The organism is Asticcacaulis excentricus (assembly GCF_003966695.1).
In the GTDB taxonomy this organism is placed as follows: Bacteria; Pseudomonadota; Alphaproteobacteria; order Caulobacterales; family Caulobacteraceae; genus Asticcacaulis; species Asticcacaulis excentricus_A.
On sequence record NZ_AP018827.1, the window covers coordinates 546,090 to 568,290 of the forward strand.

The window sequence follows — 22,201 nt, forward strand, 5'->3', positions numbered from 1 at the left end:
ACCTTGCCTCAGCTTTGCGTCAGCAGGGCGTCGCAGATCGCCCGGACCAGCGAAGCCTCAGTGAGGCGGTAGGAGTCGCTCGACAGGCCCAGCTCCAGTTCGGCGGGACCGACCTCCTGCAGGCGCGAGCAGGACCCATGCACCCAGGGCACACCGGTGGCGCTGATGATCTGGCCGATCTGCGCGGCATTGACACCGCCACCGGCCATGATGTCGATGCGTCCGGCCGCAGTCTCGACCATCGCCCTCACGGTCTCAAGCCCTTCGATAGCGCGCATGCGGGTCCCAGAGGTGAGGACCGTGTCAAAGCCCAGTCCGATGGCCGTTTCCAGAGCGTCAAGCGGATCAGGCGTCAGATCGATGGCGCGGTGCAGGGTCATTTTCAGCCCCTTGGCGTGCGCGCACAGCCGGGCGAGAAAACTCTCATCCAGATAACCCTCTTCGGTCAGCGCGCCCATCACCACGCCTTCGAGACCGTGATCGGCCATGGCGTCGATGTCGCGACGCATGACATCGAGATCGTCCGGCCTATAGACAAAGCCGCCTTCGGTGGGGCGGATCATGGCACGGGTGGAGTGGCCGAGCGCCTGCGCCGTGCGCACGAGGCCGGGCCCCGGTGTCAGGCCACCCAGACTAAGCGCGCTGCACAGTTCAATGCGCGCTGCCCCGCCTTCGACTGCGGCATAAAGCGAGCGTGGACTGTCCACGCAGACTTCCAGCTGGCAGGGTGGGGTGGGGAGGCGCCGCAGAGCGGGCTCGGCCAGCAGGGTGGGGTGTTTGGAAAGCGACATCTAACTTTATTCTCCGGCCACGATCGTAAGGCCCAGCTTTTCGAGGTAGCGGGCCTGCGGTGGCATGGTGTTCGCGTAATCGGTGATGGTGTCCTGCATCTGGTGCAGTATGGCGGACAGGTCCTGCGGTTCGATCAGATCGGCCAGCGGGTCATAGCGCCTGGGCCTCAGACCCTGACCGAACAGGACGGCCAGCCAACTGGGGATCTGAAACAGGTCTCCGCGGGACATGATGACGCGCCCGCTCTCATTGAACTGATCCAGCTTGTACTGGAGCGAAGCGGGAATGCTCATTTCGCGGCAGTATCGCCAGAAGTCGGAATCGTCGCGCTTGGTCAGCTTGTAATGGGCGATCAGGAAATCGCGGATGGTGTCGTAATCCATGCCGACCGCCTGATTATATTGCTGGGACAAAAGCGGATTGAAGTCCGGGTCCGGGAAGAGGTCCATGAACTTGATCAGACCCGAATGGATCAGGTGGATGGAGGTGGACTCCAGCGGCTCAAGGAAGCCGCCGGACAGGCCGATGGCGACCACATTCTTGTGCCAGAATTGTCGGGCGCGGCCCGTGCGGAAGCGAATCAGGCGGGGATCAGCCAAGGGCGGGGCATCGAGGTTGTCGAGAAGTATCCGCTGGGCCTCGTCCTCGCTCATGAAGTCTGCGCTGAAGACGTGGCCATTGCCGGTACGGTGTTGCAGCGGGATGCGCCATTGCCACCCTGCGCTGTGGGCCGTGGCCCGTGTATAGGGCAGGGGCTCTGAAATATTGGCGCAGGGCACCGCCCAGGCCCGGTTGGCGGGCAGCCAGTGGCTCCAGTCCTCAAAGCCCGTCTCCAGCGTCTTTTGCAGCAGAAGCGCGTGCATACCGGAACAGTCGAGGAATAGGTCGCCGTCGAGGGTGTCCCCCCGTTCGGTTTGCACGCCAGTGATAAAGCCGTCTTCGGCACGCTGGTTCACCTGCGTAATACGGCCTTCGTGACGCACGACGCCGCGCGCTTCGGCATAACGGCGCAGGAATTGCGCAAACAGGCCGGCATCAAAGTGATAGGCATAGCCAAGCGTGGAATGTACACCGGTGTCATGGCGTGGCGCGGGCGCAAAACGCCCCTGCCGCGCGGCGACGCTGGCCAGGGAATAGGCTTCGAAAGGGGTGGTGTCGCCGGACAGGGCGGCGCGTATATAATAGTGGTGAAAAGCCGCCCGCCCGATCTGCGCCCCGATGACGCCGAAGGGATGGATATAGCTGTCGTCCTTCTGGTGCCAGTTGCGAAACTCGATCCCCAGTTTGAAGGTGGCCTTCGTTTCGCGCAGAAACGTCGTTTCGTCTATGCCCAGAAGCCGGTTGAAGTCCTGAATCGGCGGGATCGTCGCTTCACCGACGCCAATGGTGCCGATGTCTTCCGACTCAATCAGGTGGATTTGCCCTAACTTGCCTTCGGTGAGTCGCGCCAGAAGGGCCGCCGTCATCCAGCCGGCTGTCCCGCCGCCAACAATGACAATTTTACGAAAACCCGGTTGCTTCCGAGGTAAATCCTGCATGGGGGAGCCTGATCGAAGAGGGGGTATTTCAAAGATGAAAACACAGGGTCACAAAGTTTGCGGAACGGCGCAATGCCAATTTGGTATTTTAGTGGTTATGTTGCCAATTTACATCAAGGTCTATTATTGGTCCTATGGCTAGCTGGCTCTGTGGAAAATTTATATACCTGAAATAATTCAATAAAAATCTACAGAAATCGAAATTCTGGTTTTATGGGTCTATTTATATGGCAAATTTGGTCCCCAAAACGTACAATAATTAAATCAAATATATGAATTATCGTTGACAGAGATCAAAGTTGTCATACGCTCGTTATACGAACGCCACTCTCGTGTCACACAAGCGACGCGAACGGCGTGCGAGCCACCATGGATTTATGACCATTTAAGGGGACGAAGTGATGAGTTTGAAACGCTCTGTTTTAATGAGCACGGCGCTCGTCGGGGTGATGCTTTCGGGCGCCGCCTACGCACAGCAAGGCAACGACGTACAGGAAGTTGTTGTTGTCGGTATCAAGGGCAGCCTGCAAAAGGCCGCGGCTATCAAGAAGAAGACCGACGCCATTGTCGATGTCATCTCGGCTGAAGACGTCAGCAAGTTTCCCGACACCAATATCGCGGAATCGCTGTCGCACCTGCCGGGCGTCAGCGTTGACCGTAACTTCGGCGAAGGCGAAAAGGTCTCGATTCACGGTACCGATCCGGCTCTGAACCGCATTCTGGTCGATGGCCACTCGATTGCCTCGGCCGATTGGGGCGGTAATCCGAACGACCCGACCAGCCGGACCTTCAACTATTCGATGATGGCGCCGGAAATCGTCGGTCAGCTTAAGGTTTACAAGAACCCCGAAGCGTGGATCGACGAAGGCTCGCTGGGTGGTACGGTTATCCTCGAAACCCGCAAGCCGCTGGACCTGAAGCCCGGCACCATCACCGGCTCGCTCGGCTATAGCTATAATGACCGCTCGGAAAAGGGCGATGTACGTGGTTCGGCCCTGTATAGCTGGCGCAACGAAGCCCGTACCTTTGGTATCCTCGTTGCGGCCACCTATGACAAGCAGCAACTGCACCGCGCCGGTATCGAATACTTCGGCTATATGGGTGCTGGTGCTTTCAACAGCGCCTTCACGGTGTCTGGCAACAATGTCACCGGCCCGAAGATCAACGGCGCGGCGCCGACCCTGGCGTCCTACAACCAGTTGGCGGCCGCCAATGTGCCCTGCTGCTTCAACTGGGCCTATTTCGACCAGACCCGCCAGCGCACCGGCGTCAGCACGGCCATACAGTGGAAGCCGAATGATGACACGCAGTTCGACCTGACGGCCCTGCACATCGAAGGCGACTACACCAACTACAATCAGTCGATGTACGCCGTTCCGGTGTGGAACAGCTCGAATGCGCGCGACTTCACCGTCTCGAATGGCCTGATCACCGGGGCCTATATCCCGGCAAAGGCCGCTGGCACCGGCAGTCTGACGCAGTATGACGCCATCCTGCGCACCACGGTTGTCAAGACGGACAGTGTCAACCTGGCCGGTAAGTGGAATGCCGGTGACTGGAAAATCTCGGGTAATGTCGGCTGGACGCAGGCGACCGGTGGTAAAGAGCCGGAGCGCATGATCAGCTTCGATCTGAATTCGGGCTTCCAGTTCGGTTTCACGGCCAACAGCACCTATATCAACTACGATACGTCGCCCACGACGCCCAAGTCGTTTTTCCGTTCGCCGTCGTCTTCGACCAGCACCATCAACGGCGTGACCGGCAACTATGTCCAGATGGGCGGCATGGAACGCAGCCGCACCACCGACAAGGAAACCTATGGTCAGATCGACTTCCGTCGCAATCTGGACGGTTTCTTTGAGACCGTGCTGTTCGGCGCCAAGCTGACCAAGCACGAGAACTCGCTGGATGCCGAGGGCTGGGACTATTTCGCCAACAAGACCCTGTACCTCAGCGACTTTGCTTCTGCGGTTACGCCGAACAGCCTGTGGGCTGATATGGGCGGCAGCGGCAACGCCATGCAGTATCTGGGTCTGACGCGCGACGGCATTTTCGGTGTCATCAATGCCAGCATCACCCGCTATAACGGGCCGAAGTACGGCATGGAATTCACCGTTAAGGAAAACATCGCCGCCGCTTACCTGCAAGGCAACTTCCGTCACGACAAGTGGCGCGGTAACGTCGGTGCGCGTCTGGTTTCTACCGAAGACATCTCCAACTATTGGGAGACGACGGATGGCGGCACTACCTACACGCCCAAGAGCGTGACCCAGAAGGAAACCAAGCTGCTCCCGAACATCAACGTCGTTTATGAAGCGACCGATGATGTGCTGATCAAGGTCGGTGCGGCGCAGGTGATCGCTCGTCCTCGCTACAGCCAGTTGGCCGGCACGGTGGAACTGAATGACCGTCAGCTGACCGGCGGTGGCGGCAACGCCAACCTGAAGCCGTATGAATCGACCAACTTCGGTGCCTCGGTAGAATGGTACTTCGACAAGACCGGCCTTCTGGCGTTGGAACTCTTCCACCGCAAGATCAGCTCCTACGTCGTCAGCGATACGCAGGAAAAGGTCTTCTTCAACAAGCTGACCAACGCCAACGCGACCTATTCCTTCTCGTCGCCCTTCAATGCTCAGGAAGCCACCGTCACCGGCTTTGCGCTGCAAGGGCAAAAGGATATCGCTTACGGCTTCGGTGTCATCGCGAACTACACCTTCGCCGATGCCGACACGGGCACGACGGCCTACAACATGCCGTACCTGTCGCGTGATACCATCAGCTTCATCCCCTATTACGAAGAAGGCCCCTGGCAGGTTCGTCTGAGCTACAACTACCGCTCGCAATACTTCACGGGCATCGGTCGTCGTAACTCGAAGGACTTCACCGACTCCTACAAGCAAGTCGATCTGTCGGCCACCTATAAGGTCAATGACAAGGTGTCGATCTATGCCAACGGCCAGAACCTGCTCGACGAGATGTACTACTCGTTCAGCTCGTTTGCAGACGCGCCGACCGCCTTCTACAAGAACGGCCGCCGTTTCTTCGTTGGTGTGAATCTGAAAATGTAATTTTTCAGTATTTGCGTTTTAGTATGAGTATTTAAACTATCCTGACTGTATTATTGGTGCAAACTGGCCCGCCCTCAATTGAGGTGCGGGCCTTTTTTGCTTTTAACTGATTTGGTTTTTAAAATTAAAATCGTTTGCAAAAACTTATTTTAGTTGATTGAATTTTTTGAATTGCTATTAATTTGGCGCGCCTCTTGCGGGGCGGGTGGCCAGAGGGCTGTGCAGAACAAGGGAGAACCATTCGTGCATCGGGCAGTGATTTCGAAGGGGCGTGTGGTCGCCGGGATGGACGGGCTGATCGCTTTTTGTCTCTGGCTGATTATGGCTCTCTCTTTGGTGAGCGTGCCGGCGCGGGCGGAGATCCTGAAAGGGCCTGAGACGCGGACCCTGGCGGAGGGGTGGCGTTTTCGCATCGCTGAGGGCGACCCCAATCGCGCGGCCCATCCCGAAGTCGCAAACTGGATGACGGCCACGGTGCCGGGTACGGTGCAGAGCGACCTGATCGCGTCGGGCAAGCTCAAAGACCCCTATGTCGGCCTGAACGAGGCGGCGGCGCAGTGGGTCGGTCTGTCCGACTGGGAATACGAAACGTCGTTTTTGCTGGATGAGGCGACGCTTAAGCGCGGTCATATCGACCTTGTATTTGACGGGCTCGATACGTTTGCCGAGGTGACGCTGAACGGTAAGGCTTTGCTGTCGACGGATAACATGTTCCGCACCTGGCGTGTGCCGGTTAAGGATATGGTAGTGAACGGGGCCAATCGCCTGCATATCCGTTTTGCCTCACCGATCAATAAAATGTGGCCCTTTATGCAGGGGCTCAGCTATTACCAGCCGGGGGCCTATGACTCGGCCTTTGGCGATGAGCCGCTGGGGCAGAACAGTTCGGCCTATGTGCGCAAAGCCGGGTATCAGTACGGCTGGGACTGGGGCCCGCGCATCGTGACGCTGGGGCCGTGGCGACCGGTGCGGCTGGATATTTATGACGGGGTGCGCCTGTCGGATTTTTATGCGCAGCAACAACACCTTGACGATCAGGTAGCCGCCCTGGAGGCTCGGTTCGAGATTGTCGCCGACGCCGCGCGCAACGCCACGCTGGAGGTTACCGTCACTGATCCGGACGGCAAGACGCAGACCCAGACACAAAATTTTCCGCTCTATGCCGGTAGCAACAGCCTCAGCCTGCCTGTGCGTATCGACCATCCGAAACGCTGGTGGCCGGTGGGCTATGGTCGCCCGGACCGCTACACCGTCCGCGCACGTGTTCTGAGCGACGGCGTGGTGATGGGTGAGCGTGTGCAGCGCATTGGTCTGCGCACCTCTGAAATTCGCCGCCAGAAGGACGAATGGGGGCGCAGCTTCGACATACTGATCAATGGCGTGCCCATTTATATGAAGGGCGCCAACATGATCCCGCTCGATATGATGCCGCCGCGCGTCTCTGATGCTTATCGTGATCGCATCCTGAAAACCGCCATCGACGCAAACATGAATATGCTGCGTCTGTGGGGTGGAGGGCACTATTTCGATGAAGGCTTATACGACTGGGCCGACGCCCACGGCCTGATGCTGTGGCAGGACTTCATGTTTGGCGGCTCCATCCCGCCATACGACGAAGCCTATCGCGAAAACGTGCGTCAGGAGGCCTATGATCAGGTGCGTCGCCTGCGCCACCATCCGTCTATCGTCATCTGGGGTGGCAATAATGAGGTGCAGGTCAACTGGGATAACTGGAGCGACAGTCAGGCCCTGAAGGACAAGGTGGGCCGTAAGGAGGCCGAGCGCATCCATACCGGTCTGGTTCGTCTGTTCGATCAGGTGCTGCGCGGCGCGGTCGATAAGTATTCACCGGGCGTACCCTATTGGCCGGGTTCCCCCACCGCTAACTATGACGGGCCGTCGAATGGTGACCGCGACGGGAACGTCCACTACTGGACGGTCTGGGGCGGCAAGCAGCCAGTGGAAACCTATCTGACGGTAACGCCGCGTTTCATGTCGGAATACGGGCTGCAATCCTTCCCGGTTATGGCGACGATCAAGACCTTTGCCGGCCCAAAGGATATGGCCATTGATGCCCCGGTGATGATCGCCCACCAGAAGTTCGACAAGGGGCGCGGCAATCAGCGCCTTCTGATGTACATCAATAACAATTACGGTCAGCCCAAGCGCTTCGAGGACTTCGTCTATCTGTCGCAGGTGATGCAGGCCGAAGGCATTGAACTGGCGGCGCGTCACCTGCGCGCCTCACGCCCGCAGAATATGGGCGGCCTCTACTGGCAACTGAACGACGTGTGGCCAGTGGCGTCTTGGTCGAGCGTGGATTATTACGGCCGCTGGAAGGCGCTGCACTATTCGGCGCGTCGCTTCTATGCTCCCGTCTCCGTATCGCTGCTGCGCCGCGACGGCGTGACCGAGTTGTCGGTGGTATCTGATCGCCAGAGCGAGGCGCGCCTGCACTGGCGGCTGAAGGTGATGACTCTCGACGGCAAGCTGTTGTCGCAATGGACGCAGGACCTCAACGCCGCCCCACTCAGCGCACAGGTCGTCACGCGGCTCAGTGATGCCGACCTGCTGAAAGGCGCCGATCCCAAATCGACCTTGGTCAGCGTCGAGCTTCTGGAAAACGATCGGGTTATCTCGCGGCATCAGAGCTATTTCGTCGCCTCCAAGGCGCTGGCGCTCAGCGATCCGAAGATCAGGTCGCGCCTGACCCGCACGGCGGACGGCTATCGCCTTACCCTGTCGGCGCGCACGCTGGCGCGGCAGGTCTGGGTCGACACGGACGCGCTGGAGGTGAGCCTGTCCGACAATGCGTTCGATCTGCTACCCGGTGAGACCGTCACCCTTGATCTCAAAACTTCAGCTTCCGAAGCGCAACTGCGCCGGGCGCTGACCATCCGTTCCCTCTATGGTGCCGCGCAATGACTTCCCGATCTGTTTTTTCCGCTGTGAAACCCCTTCTGCTGACCGTTAGCCTCAGCGCCCTGTCCTTTGGTGCGGCCTTGGCGCAAACGGCTGAGCCACCGCTTGACCCGCGCATTGCCCGCATGACGGTCGAGCAGAAGGCAGCGCAGATGCAGAACCGGGCGCCAGCCCTGCCATCGGCGGGCCTGACCGCCTACGAATGGTGGAACGAAGGCCTGCACGGCGTAGCGCGGGCGGGCGAAGCCACCGTATTCCCACAGGCCATCGGGCTGGCGGCCACCTGGAATCCGGCCCTGCTGAAACAGGTGGGGGATGTGGTCTCCACCGAGGCGCGCGCCAAGTTCAATTCGACCGATCCGGCGGGGGATCACCAGCGCTATTTCGGCCTGACCCTGTGGTCGCCCAATATCAATATCTTCCGCGATCCGCGCTGGGGGCGGGGGCAGGAGACCTATGGCGAAGACCCCTTCCTGACCAGCCGTCTGGCGGAAGGCTTTGTTACCGGGCTTCAGGGGCCGGACCCGCAGCACCCGAAAGTTGTGGCCTCGGTCAAGCATCTGGCCGTGCATTCGGGGCCAGAGGCCGGGCGGCATGGCTTTGCGGCCTCGGTTTCGCCCTATGATCTGGAAATGACCTATCTGCCGGCCTTCCGCTATTCGGTGATGACCACAAAGGCGCAGTCGGTCATGTGTGCCTATAATGCCGTAGCGGGCGTGCCGGCCTGTGCCTCGGAGCTGTTGCTCAAGACCTATGTGCGCGAGGCCTGGGGTTTCAAGGGCTACATCGTCACCGACTGCGACGCCATTTACGACATGACGCGCTTCCACTTCTATCGCCTCAATGATGCCGAATCCTCGGCCGAGAGCCTGAAGGCTGGTGTCGATCTCAATTGCGGCAATGCCTATGCGGCCCTGCCTGAAGCCGTGAGCCGGGGTCTGATCCCTGAATCCCTGATGGATCAGTCGCTGAACCGCCTGCTGGATGTGCGCAAGCGTCTTGGCATCGATGGCGCGCCCAGCCCGTGGTCGAAGATCAGCCCGGACGCCATCAACACGCCGCAGGCGCAAGGATTAGCGCTACAGGCGGCGGAACAGTCGCTGGTTCTGCTCAAAAACAACGGGGTCCTGCCGCTTAAGCCGGGTCAAACCGTCGCGGTCATAGGCCCCAATGCCGACACGCAGGAGACTCTGCGCGGCAATTATAATGGCATAGCGCGTCAGCCGGTGACGCCGCTGGCTGGATTGCGGGCGCAACTGGGGGCCGCGAAGGTGCTGTATGCGCAGGGCGCGACCTTGGCCGAAGGGGTGCCGACCACGGTGCCGGAAACCGCGCTACGCACACCCGAAGGCCTATCGGGCCTGACAGCCAGCTACTACGCCAATGCCGACTTTGCCGGTGCGCCGGTCGAGACGCGCACCGAGCGTACGGTGAATCTGGAGTTCATGAACCGCCTGCCGGTCAAGGGGCTGAAAGACGGCCCTTACAGCATCCGCTGGAGCGGTCAGATCGTACCCCCGGCGGCGGGCACCTATCGCCTGAAAGTGTTCGTGGATCGCTGCTGGTCCTGCGAGGCCAACCAGCACGATGAGGTGCGCCTCTATCTCGATGACAAGCCGGTCATCGTCGATACGGGCGACGGTAAGTCTCTGGAGGCCGAACTGACCTTCGACAGCGCCGCCGCGCGCCGGTTGCGCCTTGAGTACCGCCATGTGGGCGGCGATTGGGGCGTGCGCCTGCAATGGATCGCCCCGGCGCAGCCGCAGATCGACGAAGCGGTCAAGGCCGCGCAGGCCGCCGATGCCATCGTGGCCTTCGTCGGCCTGTCGCCGGACATCGAAGGCGAGGAGCTTCAGATTCTGGTGCCGGGCTTTGACCGCGGGGATCGCACCGACCTCGGCCTGCCGCGCACGCAGGAGGACCTGCTGAAGGCGGTCAAGGCCACGGGTAAACCGCTGGTCGTGGTGCTGCTGTCTGGTTCGGCGGTGGCGCTTAACTGGGCCGACGCGCATGCCGACGCCGTGGTGGCCGCCTGGTATCCAGGCGAGGCGGGGGGCACGGCCATTGCCCGCACCCTGACCGGCGAGTCTAACCCCTCCGGTCGCCTGCCCGTGACCTTCTATCGCTCGGTGCAGGACCTGCCACCCTTTATCGACTACCGCATGGAAGGGCGCACCTATCGTTATTTCAAGGGCAAGCCCCTCTATCCCTTCGGCCACGGCCTGTCTTACACGCAGTTCAGCTATAGCGATCTGAAACTGGACACGAACGCTCTGAATGCCGGCCAGCCGCTGCGCCTCAGCGTCCGTGTGCGCAATACAGGCGCGCGCGCGGGCGACGAGGTGGCTCAGCTCTATGTTAAGCGCCCGGATGCCTTTGGCCTCAACGCTTCGCTGGCGGCGTTTTCGCGCGTCAGCCTGAAGCCGGGCGAAAGCCGGGTCGTTTATATGACGATTGACCCGCGCGATCTGAGCACGGTCACGCTTGAGGGTGAGCGCGCCATCCGCGCCGGGGCCTACAGCCTGTCGGTCGGCGGCGGTCAGCCCGGATTTGCTCAGACGCTGAGCGCCGATTTTTCGATCACCGGCCAGATGGCGCTGCCGAAGTAAGACAGGATACGACGCTTATGATTGATCGCAGACAGATTCTCGGCGGGCTGGCCGCTTCGACGGTGACGCTCGGTTTTTCAGCCGGTGACGCCAGCGCGGCCTCGTCGCGCTTTACGATAAAGGATGATGAGTTCCTGCTGGACGGCAAGCCCGTGCACCTGATGGCAGGCGAGATGCACTATCCGCGCATCCCGCGCGAACTGTGGCGTGATCGTCTGCGCAAGCTGAAGGCGCTGGGGCTGAATACGCTCTCGACCTACACCTTCTGGAGCGCGCATGAGAAAAAGCCGGGCGTCTATGATTTCAGCGGCAATCTCGATGTTGCCGCCTGGGTGAAGATGGCGCAGGAAGAGGGGCTGCACGTCCTGTTGCGGCCCGGCCCCTATGCCTGCGCCGAGTGGGACAATGGCGGCTATCCGGCGTGGTTTCTCAATGACCCGGACATCCGCCCGCGTTCGCTCGACCCGCGCTATATGGGCCCGGCGGGTCAGTGGCTGAAGCGGCTGGGGCAGGAGGTGGCGCACCTTGAAATCGACAAGGGCGGCCCGATCCTGATGACGCAGGTCGAAAACGAATACGGCTCCTACGGCAATGACCTCAACTATATGCGCGCCGTCCGTGATCAGGTGCGCGCCGCGGGTTTCATCGGTCAGCTCTATACGGTCGATGGGGCGGCGGTCATTGAAAATGGTGCCCTGCCGGAACTGTTCAATGGCATCAATTTTGGTACCTATGACAAGGCGGAAGGCGAATTTGCGCGCTATGCCAGGTTCAAGACCAAGGGCCCCCGCATGTGTACTGAGTTGTGGGGCGGCTGGTTCGACCATTTCGGCGAAATGCACGCCAATATGGAAATCCCGCCTCTGATGGAGAGCCTCAAATGGATGCTCGACAATCGCATCAGCTTCTCCTTCTACATGCTGCATGGGGGCACCTCATTCGCCTTTGACGCCGGGGCCAATTTCCACAAAACGCATGGCTATCAACCGGATATATCGAGCTATGATTACGACGCCATGCTGGATGAGGCCGGGCGCGTGACACCGAAATACGAGGCGGCGCGCGAACTCTTCCGTCGCTATGTGCCGGCAGAACGCTTCACCGCCCTGCCGGAACCGGAAAAGGCGCTGAAGATTGAACGCTTTGCGCTGCGCGAAACGGCCCCGCTGTCACAACTGTACCCCGAGGGTGTCAGCCATGCGCAGCCCAAAACCTTTGAGCAGATGGGGCAGCCCCATGGCTTGATGCTCTACAGACACACCGCCAAAACCGCTCTTTCGGGGCAACTGCGTGTGGGCGAAGCGCGCGACTATGCCCTTGTCAGCGCTGGACAGGCGCGCGTCGGTACGCTGGATCGCCGCCTGAAAGAGACCGAGATAGAGGTCTCACTGAATGTAGGTGAGACTCTTGAGCTGCTCATCGATGCCATGGGACGTATCAACTATGGCGACCAGATCGGCAAGGATCAGAAGGGCCTGATCGGGCCGGTCACGCTGAATGGCAAGCCGCTCACCGGCTGGACGCATCAGGGCGTACCGCTCGATGACCTCAGCGCTTTGCGCTTCAAGCGTCAGCGCGTCGATGGACCGGCCTTTTATCGCGGTACGTTTGAAACCCCTGAGGCGGGCTTCACCTTCCTCGACCTGCGCGGCTGGGGCAAGGGCTATGTCTGGGTCAACGGGCACAATCTGGGCCGCTACTGGTCCGTTGGGCCGCAGCGCGCCGTGTTCGTACCGGCCCCTTATCTCAAGGTCGGCGTCAATGAAGTCGTCGTGCTCGACCTGCACGATCAGGGTGAACGTTCACTGGCCGGTTCGGGATCGCAGATCTGGGACCTGCCGGGTCTGGTAAAAGGATAGGGCCAATGCAGCGCAGACAGTTTCTCACCGCTTTGGGGGCAACCACCCTGGGCGTATTGGCGACGCCCGCTCTGGCCGAGATTCCGCCCATGTCGCCTCAGGTGGCCTCAGGCCTGCGGCTGCCGCCGCAACAGCGCGGTTTCCGCTCGGCGGCGGTCGAAGCGACCATCGCCAAGGCCCGCCGTGCTATCCGCAACCCGGCTCTGGCGCGGCTGTTTGAAAACGCCTACCCCAACACGCTCGATACGACGGTTGAGCTGGGGGAGGTGGATGGCAAGCCCGACACCTTCGTCATTACCGGCGATATCAAGGCATTGTGGCTCAGGGACTCGTCCGCGCAGGTGACACCTTACCTGCCACTGGTGGCCGAAGACAAGGCGCTGCAACGCCTGTTTGTCGGTCTGATCCATCGTCAGTCGCGATGCATCCTGATCGACCCCTATGCCAATGCCTATATGCACGACCCCAAGGCACGCACCGACCTGTCGTGGTCGCAGACCGACTTTACCGACATGAAGCCGGGCGTGGCCGAGCGCAAATGGGAAATAGACTCGCTGTGCTATCCGGTGCGCCTGTCCTATCTGTACTGGCGTCAGACGGGAGATGTCAGCGCCTTTGACGAGACCTGGCGCGCCGCCATGCACACGGTGGTCGATACCTTCCGCGTTCAGCAGCGTAAGGAGGGCAACGGTCCTTACCGCTTTCAACGCACGGCGTCCGAACCCACCGAGACGCTGGCGCGCGGCTATGGGGCCCCGACGCGCAAGGTCGGTTTGATCCATTCCGGCTTCCGCCCGTCCGACGATGCCTGCCTCTATCCCTTCCTCATCCCGGCCAATCATTTTGCGGTCGTGAGTCTGCGGCAACTGGCTGAGCTGGCGCAACCGTCAGGGCTGGGGGCAGCGTTCGCGCAGTCCTGTCTGGCGCTGGCGCAGGAGGTCAGCGACGCCTTGAACGCCTATGGTCGCCTCAGCGCGCCAGACGGTGGTGACATGTGGGCCTATGAGGTCGATGGCTTCGGCAATGGCCTGTTCATGGACGACGCCAATGTGCCAAGCCTGCTCAGCCTGCCCTATCTGGGGGCCTGTCGTATCGACGACCCGCTATATCAGCGCACCCGCCGCGCGGTTTTGAGCCGCCGCAACCCCTATTATTTCGAGGGCAAGGTCCTGTCCGGCGTCGGCAGCCCGCATTCGGAGCCGGACACGGTGTGGCCCATCGCCCTGATGATGCAGATACTGACCACTCAGGATAAGGCCGAACAACGCGCCTGCCTTGCGGGCATTGTGCGGGCCTCGGCCCCACGCGGCTTCGTCAATGAATCGGTGCACAAGGACGATGCCAGCCATTTCACCCGCTCATGGTTTGCCTGGGCCAACAGCCTGTTCGGAGAGACGGTGCTGACCCTGATGCGGACTGCCCCTGACCTTCTGTGATCCGCTAACTTGCCGCGCTAACCCGCGAACTTGGAGTGCCTTTCGATGATCAATCGCCGTTCGCTTCTGGGGGCCGCTTCGGTGGCCTCCGTCCTGCCGGTTCAGTCTCTGGCCGCTGAGGACGACCTGTGCGCCCATGTCGATCCCTTTATCGGCACCGGTGGCCACGGCCATACCTATCCGGGGGCGACCCTGCCTTTTGGCATGGTCCAGTTGTCGCCGGACACCAGCAATAATGGCTGGGATTCCTGCTCCGGCTATCACGTCAAGGACGGCTCGATCATGGGCTTTTCGCACACCCACCTGTCGGGGACGGGCTGTGCGGACATGCTCGACTGTCTGGTCACACCGCGCACCGGAGCCGTCGTGCTTAACCCCGGCGAACCGGGAAAGATCGAAGGCAGCTACCGCTCCCGATATACCGATGAGGTAGCCAGCCCCGGCTACTACGCCGTCACCCTGACCGACAGCCGCGTGCGCGCCGAACTGACGGCCACCTTGCGCACGGGGCTGCACCGCTATGTCTTCCCGGCAGGCGAGGCGGGGCACCTGTTGATCGACTGGGCACACGGGCAGCGCAACTGGTGGGAAAAGTCACCCGCGACCAAGCTCGACAATACCAGTCTGCGCCTGATCGGCAATGACACGCTGGTGGGTGGGCGTCAGGTCTTCATGTGGGCCAACGGGCGTTGGATTTTCTTCGCGCTGAAACTATCGCGTCCGTTCAGCCGTGCCGAGCTGTATCAGGACGACGCCCCGATCGGGGGCACGGAGGTTGCCGGTGGCAAGCTGAAATGCGCCCTGCATTTCGATGACGCCGGATCGGCCCCGTTGCTGGTCAAGGTGGGAATTTCGGCGGTCGATATTGACGGGGCCCTGAAAAACCTTGAGACCGAACAGCCGGGCTTTGATTTCGAGGGCACGCGCCGGTCAGCGCATCTGGCGTGGCAGGGTGAACTGTCGCGCATCCGCGTGGACCTTAGCGATCCAAATGACCGTAAGGTCTTCTATACGGCCCATTACCACAGCCTGCTGGCGCCGACCCTGTTTTCCGACGTTGATCGTCGCTATCGCGGCATGGACAATCAGGTGCACAGCCTGAAACCCGGTGAGGAGAACTATTCGACTTACAGCCTGTGGGACACCTATCGTGCCGCGCACCCGCTCTATACGCTGACACAGGGGCCGCGCCTGCCCGGCATGATCGGCGGTCTGGCGCGCATGGGGCAGGAAAGCCCGGCGGGCGCACCCATCTGGCCGCTTCAGGGGCGTGAGACCGACACCATGATCGGCTATCACAGCGCTGCCGTTTTGGCCGAGGCCTGCGTCAAGGGCGTGCCCGGCGTCGATTACAAGGCCGCCTATAAGGTGATCCGCAAACGCGCCTTTGATGACGATGTGCACGGCTTCGGCCTCTATCGCCAGCTAGGCTATATCCCCGCCGATAAGGTTGATGAGTCCGTTTCACGCACGCTGGAATACGCCTATAGTGACTGGTGTGCGTCAAAGCTGGCTGCGGCAGTGGGCGCGCATGAAGATGCGCGTAAATTGCGAGAACGTTCAAGAAATTATCGCAATCTCTTCGACTCTTACATCTACTTCATGCGTGGCAAAAAGGCCGACGGTTCCTGGGTGACGCCCTATTTCCCGCAGTCTCTAGGCCATGATCAGAAGCGCTGGCGCGACTATACGGAAACCAATGGCTGGCAGGCGACCTTCCTCAATCAGCACGACCTCTATGGCTATATGAGCCTGTTCGGCGGTGACAAGGCGTTTGAGGCCAAGCTGGATGCCCTGTTCAATGCGCCGTCTGAGCTTGATCACGGCTCTCTCGACGACATCAGCGGGTTGGTGGGGCAGTATGCGCACGGCAATGAGCCCAGCCACCACGTCGCCTATCTCTACGCCTATGCCGGTGCCCTGCCCAAAACCCAGTCGCGTGTGCGGATGCTGATGAAGGCCATGTACCGTGCCGAGCCCAATGGACTGGAGGGCAATGAGGATTGCGGCCAGATGAGCGCCTGGTACGTGCTGAGCGCGCTCGGTCTGTACACGGTTGATCCGGTCAGCGGCGTCTATGTCTTCGGCTCGCCCCTGGTCAATCGTGCCCGTCTTGCACTCGGTAACGGGCGGCATCTGAGCATTATCGCCGAAGGCAACGGGCCGGATAAGGTCTATGTCAGCGGGGTGCGCCTGAACGGCAAGGCGTGGAGTCGGTCGTGGATTTCGCACGACACCCTGATGCGCGGTGGCGAATTACGCTTCCTGATGAGCGCCACGCCGAACCCGGCCTTCGGGGCGCGGCAGGCCGACCGGCCGCCATCCTTCGTGTGATGGCACGGCTCCTGTGTCTGTGTCTATGGCTGTGCCTGTGCCTGTCGGCGCAGGCGGCCAACCTGATCACCGCGCCTGACGCCAGCCCGCAGGCCCAGACCACGGCGGCGTGGTTCCGGGAAGAGCCGGTGTTGGGTGCCTTAAAAGGGCAGGTGGTGCTGGCGCAGCGGTCGCAGGTGGCCGCGCTCTTGACACCCAGGGTGCGTGCCGCGTGGCAGGACTGGAGCCAGACCCTGCCGGCCGCGCGATCCGAAGCCTATGCGCTGTTTTCCAAAGACAACTGGCTGATTATCGCCGGTGACGATGATCGCGGTCTGATGTTTGGTATGGGCCATGTGCTGCGCAAGGCGGAGCGGGGGCGGGGGCGGGGACGGTTGCGCGGCTTGCCTCTGTATGTCACCCCCGATAAGGCCATCCGCGCGCATCAGATCGGCTACCGCTTCAAAAACAACAGCTATGATGCCTTTACGCTGGCCATGTTCGAGCGGCATCTGCGCGACCTTATCGTGTTCGGCACCAATGGCCTGCAATGGATCGCCCCGATTTCGGATGATGCCGCCGAAAGCCCGCTGTTTCCGGCCCCGCCGCTCGACACCCTGATCGGCGTGTCGCGGCTGGCGGAACGCTATGGGGTCGATTTTCACCTCTATTACCCGCAGATGATGGCCGACTATGGCGACCCGGCGCAAAGGGCGACGGAGCTTAAGCGCTTTGAAGCGCTGGTGCGCGCCACACCGCACATAAACAGCCTGTTCATTCCGGGTGGCGACCCCGGCCATACCCCGCCGGATATCCTCTTCCCCCTGATCCGCGATGAGGCGGCGATCCTGCGCCGCTATCACCCGAAGGCGACGGTGTGGGTGTCGGCACAGGGCTTTGACAAGGCGCAGTATGAGCGCTTCTACGCCCTGATGGCAGAGGAAAATCTATGGTTGACGGGGGTCTTTGTCGGGCCGCAGTCGCGCGATGGCCTACCGGTGCAGCGGGCGCGCATTCCGGCGCGTTATAAGGTACTTTTCTATCCCGACATCGCCCATACCCTGCACGCGCAGTTTCCGGTGCCGGGCTTTGATGCGGCCCTTGCCCTCACCGAAGGACGCGAACCCATCAACCCGCAACCGCAGGCCCAAAGCCATATCTACCGCCATTTCGCCGCGGATTTTGACGGCTTTGTCACCTATTCCGAAGGGGTGACGGATGATGTAAACAAGATGTTGTGGGTCGGGCTCGGCATTGATTCCGCGCAAACACCGAGGACGATGGCGGCGGACTATGGCCGCTATTTTCTGGGGGATGCGCGGTTCGGGGCGGTGCTGGAAGGACTGGAGCGCAACTGGCGCGGGCCAGTGCGGCGAAACGGCGACATCCCGCGTACCCTGGCAATGTTGAAGACCCTGCCGCATCGGGATAACTGGCGTTACGACATGCTGGCCTATCGCGCCCTCTATGACGCCTATGTGCAGCGGCGCGTTGTGGCGGAGACGCAACGTGAAGAAGCCGCCTATAAGGCGCTGTCTGAAAACAATTTTCAGGCAGCGCGTTCAGCGCTTTCCACTCCCGATGACGCAGACACGCAGGCCTTACGCACTGAGATACACGCTCTGGCCGGGCGGCTCTATACAGCCATCGGCCTGCAACTGAGCGTGCGGCTCTATGGGGCGTCCAACTGGGAGCGCGGGGCCAATCTGGACCGGCTTGAGGTGTCGCTGAACGATCGGGTGTGGCTGACCCGCCAGATGGATGAGATCGAGGCCCTGCCGGAACCCAATCGCGCTGACCGTCTGGCAGCGCTGTTACGTCGCGATGCGCCGCCGCCCGGCGGATTTTACGATGATCTGGGCGATCCGCAGGCCTCACCGCATCTGGTACGCGGCACTGACTGGGCCACCGACCCGCAGCGAATGGCGGGGGTCATAGAGAGCATTGCCGACCGCACGCCGGATGACGGCTGGCGTCTGGCGTGGATCACCTATGCCGAGGCGCTGTATGAAACCCCGCTGGAACTGCGCTACGAAGGGTTGGATCGCTCACGGACCTATCGGCTTAAAATCGTCTATGCCGGCGAAGACTATGCCCTGCCGCTGACTCTGATCGCCAATGACACGACGACCCTGCACGCGGGCCGCGCCCGCCGCAGCAATCCGGAGACGGTAGAGATGGACCTGCCGCCAGAGGTCACAGCTACAGGCCGCCTCAGCCTTAAATGGTTCCGTCCGCAGGGCTTGGGTGGCTCCGGGCGCGGGCGGCAGGTGGCGCAGGCCTGGCTCTATCCGCGATAGGCCGCCTGCGCCGTCCGTTACCGCGTAATAACGCCTACGCTGCTAAAGGCCACCGTTGGCTTGTCCTGCACGGCGCGCGGCAGACGCAGTTTCAGGTAGCGCCCCTTATGCGGCGCATCAAAGCGGATGCGCTGCTCGCTGCGGCTGTTGGCGATGTTGGAGAATTCGCCTTCGCCTGCGGGCGCAAAGGTTTGGCCGTCAAGGCTGACAGAGGCGATGTAACCCGCCGGCGCCCCCATCTGAGCCACCGTGTTCACGTCCAGATAGATGTCCTGCACGCCGGGCGTCAGGGTAAAGCCCTTCAGGTCATAGACCTTGCCCAGATCGAGGATCAGTTCGGCGGGTTGGCCCTTGCGGCCCATAAAGCCCTTGCCATCGAGAAGCGCGTTCGGCGTGTCGCTGCTGGCCGAGACCATCCGCCAGCCAACCGGGGCGACATCGAATTGGGCGACCGAGGCGGCGCTCAGCGCCTTGCGCGCCGGGCTGAAGGCCACGGCCCGCACTTGACCGCCTTCGGGCAGGGGGAAGGGGGCGCTGAATGGCGTCGAAGCCGTCGTCGGCGCGCTGCCGTCCAGAGTATAGAACAGGCGGACATCGGTTTCGGCGGCGCTCAGGCTGACCAGTCCGGCGCGATCGCGCTTGATCGTGGGTTCTTCCAGCACCGGCGGCATCAGGAACAGGCCGAAATCGCCGAGAATGGGCGAGGCGGCGGCCTTCAGGATGCGGATACGCACCGCACGTGTCGTCACGGGGGCCGACAGGCGCGTCAGGCGCTTGTAGCCGATATAGGTATGGGTTTGCAGGGTGCGCCAGCGGCCGTTTTCGAGGATGTCGATGGCGAAATCATCGACGCGGACGCCCTTGCGGATATCCTCGGCGGTGCGGATGACGTCAAAGGTCTGGGCTTTGGGCAGGTCAAAGCGGATCCACGCCCCGGCCTTGTCCGAGGTGCGGGCGGCCCAGAAGCCATTGCTTTTCAGGGCCTGCGTCGGGCCGAACCCCTCGCCATAGGTCGAGGAGGCCGTCACCTTCGCCCCGGTGGCCAGGTTGCGGGCAAAGGTCTTGTCCAGAATGGCTTTCCAGCCAGTGAGCGAAGCCACATCGGCATCGGGCACGCGGCCGCGGCGGTCAGGCGCGAGGTTAAGCAACAGGGTCGTCCCGCGCCCCACCGACTCGAAATAGACGCGCGTCAGATTGGCCGGCGTACGCGGGCTTTCGTCCGCGTGCCAGAACCAGCCGGGCCGGATCGAGGTATTGGTTTCCGCTGGGTTCCAGATCTTGCCGCCGCGCACACCGGCATTGCCCTTGGCCATGGTGTAGGGGGTGTCATCGACCGTGGGCCAGCAGGGGTCACCGGCCTGACCATGCTCATTGCCGACCCAGCGCACATCCATATGCTCATCGGCAAACATGACGGCGTGCGGCTGGTTCTTGCGCACAATGGCGCGAACGGTGTCCCAGCCGTAATAGGTGAGGGCGTCGATTTTTCGCCGTTCACGCGCGCCGCCGTAATAGCCATCACCGCCATTGGCGCCGTCGAACCACACCTCAAACAGCGGGCCGTATTGCGTCGTCAGTTCTTCGAGCTGATTGTGATAGTATTCGACATAGGCCGGGCGGCCATATTCGGCGTGATTGCGGTCCCAGGGCGACAGATAGACGCCAAACTTCAACCCATGCTTGCGACAGGCTTCGGCCATTTCGCCTACAACATCGCCCTTGCCGTTCTTGTAGGGGCTGTATTTGACCGAATGCTCGGTATAGCGGCTTGGCCACAGGCAGAAGCCGTCATGGTGCTTGGCCGTCAGGATAAGGCCTTTCAGCCCGCCACTTTTGGCCGCCAGAACGATCTGATCGGCGCTGAAATCGGTCGGGTTGAACAGGCTGACTGGCTCATCGCCATAGCCCCATTCGCGGTCCGTAAAGGCGTTAATAGTGTAGTGCATGAAGCCGTAGGTTTCGAGCCGGTGCCAGTCGTACTGACGCGCAGACGGCGTCGCGCCGAAGGGGGCGGGGCCTTTGGGGGCGCTGGCCAGGGCCGGGCCACCGACCAGACCAGCGAAAACGGACAGGGACAGGGTGCGACGATCCATCAACATGCCAATTTGCCTCTTTGGTTCATAATTGGTAACACCCTAATTCAGCCGGGATTGATTGCAAGCCTAAAGTCAGATGCTTCGTATTTTGCCTTTTAATCCTGAAAACACAGGCGTTCACAGGACTGACGGGCGTTTGAATGGGGCGGGGCATGGCAGAGGACGCAAGGGATTCGGGTGTAATTGGGCTTAGGATTTTGGCAAGCAAATGTATTTAATATGTATTGTCCGTTCCGGACATGATTGATATCGCTACCGTATACGATCTGTATTTTGCGCGTGGGGACAACGCGCAAAGACCTAAAATGCAAACTTCTAATTGACTGAAAGCCAGAAGACCCACATGAAATGGGTAGGAAACGACTGGATGTGACATGAACGAGTCAGCTCTGCGCTCTGCCTTTCTGAAAGACGATGGCGGCCACGCCTACCTGCTTATCCGCAATGCCATTCGCGATGAGATCGCGGGGGGGAAGCTGAAGCCGGGGGCGGCGCTGGCGCCTGAGCGTGAGCTGTGCGTGCTTTATGGTGTGTCGCGCATCACGGTGCGTAAGGCGGTCGAAGGGCTGGTCGAAGAGGGGCTTCTGACGCGCACGCGGGGGTCGGGCACCTATGTGTCCATGCCGTCGATTACGCGGGTCGAGAAGAATTTTGCCATTCTCACCTCGTTTTCAGAGGATATCCGCTCGCGCGGCTATAAGCCATCGAGTATCTGGCTGAAAAAAACTACCAGCATGACCACGCCCGAAGAAGCGCTGGCGCTCGGTCTGTCGCCGGGGTCGCTGGTCCACCGTTTTCACCGCATTCGCTGCGCCGATGGCGTGCGCGTCTGTCTGGAGTTCGTCGTCGTGCCGGCGCAGTTCCTGCCCTCGGTCGATGTCGTGCAGGAATCGCTCTACGAAGCCATGGCCGCAGCGGGTAGCCGTCCGGTGCGCGCCCTGCAACGCCTGCGCGCTGCGCCCCTCAGTGAGGCGCATTCGGAATTGCTGGGCGTACAAACCGGGGAATGTGGTCTGTTTATCGAACGCCGCGGCTTCCTGTCCAACGGTACGGCGGTCGAATTCAGCCAGTGTTATTATCACGGCGAAGCCTACGACGTGATCGCCGAACTGGGCTGATCCGACCTTCTGATCCCAAACTTCTTTTGTCTTAGTGAGTGTAATCCGGCAGTGGCTCCGAATCGCCACCGCCTTGCGTGCGGCTGCGCCCTTCGCCGGGAGGGTAGAATAGACAAGGCTTTGCCCGCGAATTCCGGTTTGTGACGCTAC

11 protein-coding genes are annotated in these 22,201 nt (G+C 61.1%); 8 read left to right on the forward strand and 3 right to left on the reverse strand.

What is annotated here, in order from left to right; genetic code table 11:
* Positions 1-8: 8 nt before the first annotated feature.
* A complete protein-coding gene (locus EM6_RS02700; RefSeq protein ID WP_126420125.1) occupies positions 9-791 on the reverse strand; it encodes a copper homeostasis protein CutC in 783 nt (260 codons plus the stop codon).
* A 6-nt stretch (positions 792-797) separates the two neighbouring features.
* The gene (locus EM6_RS02705) at positions 798-2,330 is read right to left on the reverse strand and encodes a tryptophan halogenase family protein (protein ID WP_126420126.1); all 1,533 of its coding nucleotides are present in this window, start codon (positions 2,328-2,330) and stop codon (positions 798-800) included.
* A gap of 401 nt (positions 2,331-2,731) precedes the next feature.
* Here EM6_RS02705 and EM6_RS02710 point away from each other — a divergent pair, with 401 nt between their 5' ends.
* The 7 genes from EM6_RS02710 (at position 2,732) to EM6_RS02740 (ending at position 18,837) form a co-directional block, all read left to right on the forward strand.
* Entirely contained in the window at positions 2,732-5,398 is a 2,667-nt protein-coding gene (locus EM6_RS02710; RefSeq protein ID WP_126420128.1) for a TonB-dependent receptor, read from the forward strand.
* A gap of 243 nt (positions 5,399-5,641) precedes the next feature.
* Positions 5,642-8,323, forward strand: a complete 2,682-nt coding sequence (locus EM6_RS02715) for a beta-mannosidase (RefSeq protein WP_172961113.1) — start codon at positions 5,642-5,644, stop codon at positions 8,321-8,323.
* A 23-nt stretch (positions 8,324-8,346) separates the two neighbouring features.
* Positions 8,347-10,929: a glycoside hydrolase family 3 C-terminal domain-containing protein gene (locus EM6_RS02720; protein ID WP_232037075.1), complete on the forward strand. Its 2,583-nt coding sequence runs from the start codon at positions 8,347-8,349 to the stop codon at positions 10,927-10,929.
* 17 nt (positions 10,930-10,946) lie between these two features.
* Positions 10,947-12,788, forward strand: a complete 1,842-nt coding sequence (locus EM6_RS02725) for a glycoside hydrolase family 35 protein (RefSeq protein ID WP_126420132.1) — start codon at positions 10,947-10,949, stop codon at positions 12,786-12,788.
* A 5-nt stretch (positions 12,789-12,793) separates the two neighbouring features.
* The gene (locus EM6_RS02730; RefSeq protein WP_126420134.1) at positions 12,794-14,224 is read left to right on the forward strand and encodes a glycoside hydrolase family 125 protein; all 1,431 of its coding nucleotides are present in this window, start codon (positions 12,794-12,796) and stop codon (positions 14,222-14,224) included.
* Between the two features lie 45 nt (positions 14,225-14,269).
* Entirely contained in the window at positions 14,270-16,558 is a 2,289-nt protein-coding gene (locus EM6_RS02735) for a GH92 family glycosyl hydrolase (RefSeq protein ID WP_126420136.1), read from the forward strand.
* The gene (locus EM6_RS02740; protein WP_232037076.1) at positions 16,444-18,837 is read left to right on the forward strand and encodes a hypothetical protein; all 2,394 of its coding nucleotides are present in this window, start codon (positions 16,444-16,446) and stop codon (positions 18,835-18,837) included. Before EM6_RS02735 ends, EM6_RS02740 begins: the two co-directional genes overlap by 115 nt.
* Before the next feature lie 17 nt (positions 18,838-18,854).
* Here the strand turns inward: EM6_RS02740 and EM6_RS02745 are convergent, their stop codons facing one another.
* Positions 18,855-20,936 carry an alpha-L-fucosidase gene (locus EM6_RS02745; protein ID WP_126420138.1) on the reverse strand — a complete coding sequence of 694 codons (2,082 nt, stop codon included), beginning with the start codon at positions 20,934-20,936 and terminating at the stop codon, positions 18,855-18,857.
* A gap of 371 nt (positions 20,937-21,307) precedes the next feature.
* Between EM6_RS02745 and EM6_RS02750 the strand changes: the two genes are divergently transcribed.
* Positions 21,308-22,051 carry a GntR family transcriptional regulator gene (locus EM6_RS02750; protein WP_013480193.1) on the forward strand — a complete coding sequence of 248 codons (744 nt, stop codon included), beginning with the start codon at positions 21,308-21,310 and terminating at the stop codon, positions 22,049-22,051.
* Positions 22,052-22,201 lie beyond the last annotated feature (150 nt).

What these genes read in the sequence shown, in the direction of transcription:
- EM6_RS02745 (WP_126420138.1), bottom strand. Translation starts at nt 20,936, where the DNA reads ATGTTGATGGATCGTCGCACCCTGTCCCTGTCCGTTTTCGCTGGTCTG.
- EM6_RS02730 (WP_126420134.1), top strand. Translation starts at nt 12,794, where the DNA reads ATGCAGCGCAGACAGTTTCTCACCGCTTTGGGGGCAACCACCCTGGGC.
- EM6_RS02725 (WP_126420132.1), top strand. Translation starts at nt 10,947, where the DNA reads ATGATTGATCGCAGACAGATTCTCGGCGGGCTGGCCGCTTCGACGGTG.
- EM6_RS02700 (WP_126420125.1), bottom strand. Translation starts at nt 791, where the DNA reads ATGTCGCTTTCCAAACACCCCACCCTGCTGGCCGAGCCCGCTCTGCGG.
- EM6_RS02710 (WP_126420128.1), top strand. Translation starts at nt 2,732, where the DNA reads ATGAGTTTGAAACGCTCTGTTTTAATGAGCACGGCGCTCGTCGGGGTG.
- EM6_RS02735 (WP_126420136.1), top strand. Translation starts at nt 14,270, where the DNA reads ATGATCAATCGCCGTTCGCTTCTGGGGGCCGCTTCGGTGGCCTCCGTC.
- EM6_RS02705 (WP_126420126.1), bottom strand. Translation starts at nt 2,330, where the DNA reads ATGCAGGATTTACCTCGGAAGCAACCGGGTTTTCGTAAAATTGTCATT.
- EM6_RS02750 (WP_013480193.1), top strand. Translation starts at nt 21,308, where the DNA reads ATGAACGAGTCAGCTCTGCGCTCTGCCTTTCTGAAAGACGATGGCGGC.